Below are 6,244 nucleotides of genomic sequence, written 5' to 3' on the forward strand. Positions count from 1 at the left end.
GAAAGACAGGCTTGCGGCCACTCTCTCCCCGCACGGGGAGAGAGAAGGCTTACTGGAAGTTGACCGTCTTATCGTTGGTCATGTTGTAAAGCTCAAACTTACGGCCCAGCATCTGACCACCGTCACGCGTCAGCGGCGTCCAGCCAACGCCAGCGCGGCTGCGGGTCGGACCGGTGCTGAACAGATCCAGCGGAACCGAAATGTAGACCCCTTTGGTGAAGTCCCCTTCCCCGTACTGCGCGGCTGAAACGTTGGTTTTGGTGGCATACGCGCCCACCACAATCCCGCTGTCGAAGTGCTTCGACACATCCAGCGTGACGCCTTTATCGCCCGCCAGATATTGACCGACGCTGGCTTTCACCAGCACATTTTCGGCGAACCACGGCGTCCAGTAAGCGGTAAAGTGGCCGGTTTTGACGCTGTAATCGGTGAATTTCATCATGTCCTGCGCACTGCGCCAGTCACGCTGTTTCACGTAGTTGCCGTCAATACCAAACGCCCAGTGACTATCAACCGGACGCCACAACAGTTCGGCACCGGCACCGCCGTACATGGTTTCCAGATACCCGGCATACACCTGGCCATAGAAATTATTGCCCAGGTACTGGAAGTAGTTCGCCTGCATGTTGTTGACGTAAATATCGTTCTGCACATATTCACGCACGCGGGTACGCACACGCGGCAAGGCGGTGTCTCTCGGCGGGTTGGTGTAGTTAAACTTGTCGTAGTTATTGGTCAGGTTGCCAAACAGGCTACCGGTGGTCAGCAGGTGATCCGTGAGCCACCAGTCGGCAGTGGCCATCACGCCAAGCTGGTACATGTAGAAAGCTTCCGGCCCGCCGAATGACTGGTTAAGCACCGGGTCGATGTGGAAATCGAACGAGGATTTATCAATATACCAGCCCTGCTCCGGTTTATCCGGCACGATAGGCGTTTCGCGTTTTTGCACCAGTTCCGTATCCTGCCCCAGCGGTTCGCCTTCAAGATGGCGCTTCAGGCTGGCAACATCCGTTTCGGTGGTGACAACCGGCATATTGAGGCGGTTTTCCGTCACGCGAATAGTGCGAATGCCATCCGGCAAATCATTCATGATGATGCGATTCGCGCGCTCAACCCCTTCCTGGGTATTGCGGTATTTCACCTGCTCGCCGGTGACATACAGCGTGTCACCTTTCACCTGAATTTGCGGATCGGTAAGCCCGGCGTTGTATTTCAGTAAGGTCAGCTGATTCGCCACCACCGAATGCTGGAGGATCGCATCTTGCGGCTGTGGCTGATATTTTGGCCGCGCGTTGTCGATATACGATGGGCGCAGATCGCTGAAGTTGTTACGCAGGGTAAAGCCGAACATCCAGGTATTCCCGCGCTCATAGCTCAGGTTGATGTCCGCCCAGTCGGTAACGCGGTAAATCGCGCCGACGTTGACTTTGCTGCGCTGCGGCAGTTTACCGGCGAAGTCCTGCTGGTAGTTGTTCCCTTCATATTCCAGTTTCAGGCGCAGCGGGTTCCACGGCGTCTGGTACTCCACCCCGCCAAACAGCGCGGTCGGGCCACGGAACATCTGGCTGGTATCTGTGGAGCCAGCGGCTTTGTAACGGGTGTCGCGCGTACAATATTTCTCGTCGTAGGAGCAGAGCGGGTTTTTGATATTACCGCTGGTGCCAAGGTAGCCCCAACCGATACCCAGCGAGAAATCGAACGGCCCCCAGGCTTTGTTCGCCACCAGATATTCGCCGTCAAACAGCCCGGTACCGCCAATATCGCGCGCGCCCACGGAAACTTCCGGCAGCCAGTAGCCTTCTTGCCACAGGCGCAGTTTTAAATCGAAGGCTTTATCTTTGTAGGACTGATTGCCCGAGAAGGCTTCTACCGAACTGTATTTCCGCGTCCGCACATCGGTGTAGCGCAGCGTTGTTTCCAGCCACGGGAAGAGCTGCACCGAACCGGAGTAGTAACGGTACTGATTGTTATCGCGGTAGTTAAAGCTCAGTTCACCCTCGCGCGACATCCGCGCGGTGGGCGTTTGCAGCAGGCCAACGCCGCCGAAGTCCGACTGCGATGGGCCAATCGGTTCCGGGTACGATTCTGCGTGACAGGCGGCGCTAATCCCCAGCGCCAACAGGCTAATGACAAACGATTTTTTCATTATTATTCCGGTATCCGATGCGTCAGGGACTGAAGAATGTCGGCATTCAGCTCGTCATACTCGTTGCTCCACAAACCCGGTGCGAAACCGACAAAAATCACGCTGCCGGGCATCGGCTCCACGTGGCGTCGGTTCCAGTAGCCAACCGGTACCTTTTGCGTTTTGCCGTTGGGGTAAATCACCCAGGCATAGCTGCGTTCCGCGCCGCTCAGCAGGCTCATCTCATCCAGATAGCTCACCACATCGCGTCCCGGCGTGAACACTTTTTTGCCCGGGCTGCTGATAAGCCCAACCACGGTGATGGTGGTCGGCTGCGAGCCAACCCATAAGGTGTACTGCCCTTCTAATGGCCGGTTGGCGAGGCGGTGGGTACGCAGGTAATCTGGATCCAGCTCAACGATTTGTCGACCGGTGACCTTCATCGCCTGCAACTGCTGACGCAGCGCGTTGATCGCCGCGGCGCTGTTGTCGCTCTCATCGGCGGCAAGTGCGCTAAGCCGCGCAAGAAGCGCCTGATGGCGAGCCTGTTCGGCAATCGTCGCCTGCCGTTCGCTGACCACCGCGCCGGGCCACCAGCTATTCGCCAGACGGGGCTGCCCAACCAGATCCACCAAGTGTGCGGCGTTGGTTAAGGTTTTCGGCTTGCTATCGCCCTCGGTATAGACATCAACAGTGCCGACAGCGAACGCCAGCGGGGAAGCGAGGCTGGCTAACAGCGGAAGAAGAGCGCGTTTTTTCATTATTTCGCCGCCTTAATCAGGGTGGTTTTCACCGGGAACCAGTCCGCGCCAAGGTACTGCTCGGATTGCCGGATAACCCCTTGTTCATCCACCCAATAGCGGTTGCGCCAGCGTTTCTGGTCGGTCGTCACCTCTTCATCGAGGATGCGTACTGCGGTGACGTCGCTCGCCAGCTTCACCGTGTCGGTACCATTCCAGCGGAAGACAGAACGGGCGGTGGCGTAGCGCACCTGCTTGTGTTCCGTCCAGCCCATTAAGCGTGTCCAGCTCGCGCCATCGACAATCTGGTTCGGTTTCGCCAGCGGATCTGCCGCCAGGTTATTAACATCCAGCAGGTTGTCGCCAGGCAGATGCGTTTTCACGATGCGATAGTTTTGCGTGACGATGGTGGACTGATCCTGCGTCACCCATTTCTGCTGCCCGTTTTCGGCGAAAGCGAGCACCACAAACAGTTGTGGGCCGTTGTTGAGCTGCATGTACTGGCTGGCATACGGCATATTGAGGATTTCTTCATCCGTGAGCTGCACGCCCGGCATACCAAATACGCTGTTCCAGAGTGAATTCCCGAGGCCTTTGATGGGGCCTGAACATGCCTGAAGGAGCAGGCAAATCAAGATGATACCAGGTCGCTTCACGACTCTTCTCCGAAAGGGGCGGAATAACCACACCGAAGTGTGGTTATAGTTAATGTACCCGCTATTACTGGGTACTTGTGGTCGTGGTGGTCGTGGTTCCCGTGTTGGAGCCATCACCGCCACCGGTTGCCGCCAGCGCGACACCCACCGCAGACCCTACGGTGCTAACGCTCGTTGCTGCGGAGCTACCCGCAGAAACAGAGGTCGCTGCCGACCCTGCCGCTTCACCGATTTGCACCGGTGCTGCAAAAGCAGAAGTCGCCGCAAGCGCGGATATGGCAAAAATGCCATACAGGACTTTTTTCATATCAATTTCCCTTCATTGAATGAATGGAGATTTACCTGAAAGAATTCAGGCGATATCGAGTATACACAACTACAGCAGAGGGTTTACGCATCGGGAAATAGCGGGGAACGTTTTCGGAAAATTGGTATCAGACATTTAAAAAGAGAAGACAAAAATCAAAAATTGCATATCTTTCAATCAATTAAATAATGACAAAATATTGACACAATAAGGCTAGTCCTAAAATTTATAGCCGCCGCTTATCCACCTGTAGCGTTTTTCAGATAAACCTGATGATAGATATAGAAACAGCGAACCAGGAATAATCCCCGTAATTTAGCTTTAAAATATCGATATCGGAATTGCTTATATATATCGGGCGAAATCCTCGCGCAATATAACCTTGCAGGAATAAATATAATCGGTAAAAAAAAGCGCCGCCGAAGCGACGCTTATGTGGCTTAACCGCGCCAGGATTTGTAGCGGTTAATCAGACCATTGGTTGAGCTGTCGTGGCTGGAGATGGATTTGTCATCGCCCAGCTCCGGCAGAATGCGGTTCGCCAGCTGTTTACCCAGCTCCACACCCCACTGGTCAAAAGTGAAGATGTTAAGGATTGCGCCCTGGGTGAAGATTTTGTGCTCGTACAGCGCAATCAACGCGCCCAGGCTAAACGGGGTGATCTCGCGCAGCAGAATAGAGTTAGTCGGGCGGTTGCCTTCAAACACTTTGAACGGCACAACGTGGTTAAGCGTTGCCGGATCTTTACCCTGATCGCGATATTCCTGCTCGACCACCTCGCGGGATTTACCGAACGCCAGCGCTTCGGTCTGCGCAAAGAAGTTCGACAGCAGTTTCTGGTGGTGATCGGAAAGCGCGTTATGGGTGATAGCCGGCGCGATGAAATCACACGGAACCATTTTGGTGCCCTGGTGAATCAGCTGATAGAACGCATGCTGACCGTTGGTGCCCGGCTCACCCCAGATGATCGGGCCAGTCTGGTAATCCACCGCGTTGCCGTTACGGTCAACGTATTTACCGTTGGACTCCATATTGCCCTGCTGGAAATAAGCGGCAAAACGGTGCATGTACTGGTCGTACGGCAGAATCGCTTCGGTTTCAGCGCCGAAGAAGTTGTTGTACCAGATACCAATCAGCGCCAGCAGCACCGGCAGGTTTTTATCAAGCTCAGTGGTGGAGAAGTGCTTGTCCATCGCGTGCGCGCCGGAGAGCAGCTCAACAAAGTTGTCGTAACCGACGGAGAGGATGATAGACAGGCCAATCGCCGACCACAGAGAGTAGCGGCCACCAACCCAGTCCCAGAATTCAAACATGTTCGCGGTGTCGATGCCGAACTCACCCACCGCTTTCGCGTTGGTGGAGAGCGCCGCGAAGTGTTTCGCCACGTGTTTGTTGTCACCGGCGGTTTTCAGGAACCAGTCGCGCGCGCTGTGGGCGTTGGTCATGGTTTCCTGGGTGGTAAAGGTTTTGGACGCCACGAGGAACAGCGTGGTTTCCGGGTTCACTTTTTTCAGCACTTCGGCGATGTGTGTACCATCGACGTTAGAGACGAAATGCATGTTCAGGTGGTTTTTGTACGGGCGCAGCGCTTCGGTCACCATGAACGGGCCGAGGTCGGAACCGCCGATACCGATGTTCACCACGTCGGTGATCGGTTTACCGGTGTAACCTTTCCAGCTACCTGAAATGATCGCTTCAGAGAAGGCTTTCATCTTCTCCAGCACCGCGTTGACTTCCGGCATTACATCTTTGCCATCCACCACAATCGGCGTATTGCTACGGTTACGCAGCGCGACATGCAGCACGGCGCGATCTTCGGTGCGGTTAATTTTCTCACCGGAGAACATGGATTTGATCGCACCCGCCAGATCGGTCTCTTTGGCCAGTGCCAGCAGTTTGTCCAGCGTCTCTTGCGTGATGCGGTTTTTAGAGAAATCCACCAGCATCAGGTCGTTAAACGTTGCGGAGAATTTGCTAAAGCGGTCGCCCTCTTTCGCGAACAGATCCGCGATAGTGACGTCCTTCATGTCAGCGTAGTGTTTCTGTAATGCCTGCCAGGCAGATGTCTGCGTTGGATTGATGTTTTTCATAGCAATACTCTTCTGATTTGAGAATTGTGACTGCCGTCGATTGTAGCGCCTGCCGGGGAAAATTGTGATGGTTTTTGTGCCGGCTCGCCGTACACGCGGGCGAATAACGACCAAAAATCGCCGAATTTGAGCACAACATAAGTCATTTTACTGACGACCAATGCAGCATGAAAAATCCGCATAATCCCGGCGTTGACAGCATGCCCGCTAACCCTTTATTTATAAACGCACTACCCGCGCATGCGCGGGTTTGCATTACCCAAGCATTTCGCGTTGCAGCAAGGCGGCAACTGAGCACATCCCCGGGAACTTACATAAGTCAGTGA

Annotated in this window: 5 protein-coding genes; all 5 read right to left on the minus strand. The window is 54.6% G+C overall.

The window, feature by feature from the left end:
- Window positions 1–49: 49 nt before the first annotated feature.
- The 5 genes from RT644_RS16945 to pgi all read right to left on the minus strand — a co-directional run bounded on the left by RT644_RS16945 (window position 50) and on the right by pgi (window position 5,918).
- Complete coding sequence (locus RT644_RS16945) at window positions 50–2,146, minus strand: YjbH domain-containing protein (protein WP_020456102.1); 2,097 nt, start codon at window positions 2,144–2,146, stop codon at window positions 50–52.
- A gap of 2 nt (window positions 2,147–2,148) precedes the next feature.
- Window positions 2,149–2,886, minus strand: coding sequence for a capsule biosynthesis GfcC D2 domain-containing protein (locus tag RT644_RS16950; protein WP_313627341.1), 738 nt, complete (start codon window positions 2,884–2,886; stop codon window positions 2,149–2,151).
- The gene (locus RT644_RS16955; RefSeq protein WP_313627342.1) at window positions 2,886–3,521 is read right to left on the minus strand and encodes a YjbF family lipoprotein; all 636 of its coding nucleotides are present in this window, start codon (window positions 3,519–3,521) and stop codon (window positions 2,886–2,888) included. Before RT644_RS16955 ends, RT644_RS16950 begins: the two co-directional genes overlap by 1 nt.
- Before the next feature lie 64 nt (window positions 3,522–3,585).
- Window positions 3,586–3,828 carry an exopolysaccharide production protein YjbE gene (yjbE, locus tag RT644_RS16960; protein ID WP_007372406.1) on the minus strand — a complete coding sequence of 81 codons (243 nt, stop codon included), beginning with the start codon at window positions 3,826–3,828 and terminating at the stop codon, window positions 3,586–3,588.
- Window positions 3,829–4,268: 440 nt separating this feature from the next.
- Window positions 4,269–5,918: a glucose-6-phosphate isomerase gene (gene pgi / locus RT644_RS16965; protein ID WP_020456099.1), complete on the minus strand. Its 1,650-nt coding sequence runs from the start codon at window positions 5,916–5,918 to the stop codon at window positions 4,269–4,271.
- Window positions 5,919–6,244 lie beyond the last annotated feature (326 nt).

The sequence above is a fragment of the Kosakonia sp. genome (genome assembly GCF_032104925.1).
Classification (GTDB): Bacteria; Pseudomonadota; Gammaproteobacteria; order Enterobacterales; family Enterobacteriaceae; genus Kosakonia.

Bases quoted from the DNA above. Each gene is read 5' to 3' on its own strand.
- RT644_RS16945 (WP_020456102.1), bottom strand. From the start codon at position 2,146: ATGAAAAAATCGTTTGTCATTAGCCTGTTGGCGCTGGGGATTAGCGCC.
- RT644_RS16950 (WP_313627341.1), bottom strand. From the start codon at position 2,886: ATGAAAAAACGCGCTCTTCTTCCGCTGTTAGCCAGCCTCGCTTCCCCG.
- yjbE (WP_007372406.1), bottom strand. From the start codon at position 3,828: ATGAAAAAAGTCCTGTATGGCATTTTTGCCATATCCGCGCTTGCGGCG.
- pgi (WP_020456099.1), bottom strand. From the start codon at position 5,918: ATGAAAAACATCAATCCAACGCAGACATCTGCCTGGCAGGCATTACAG.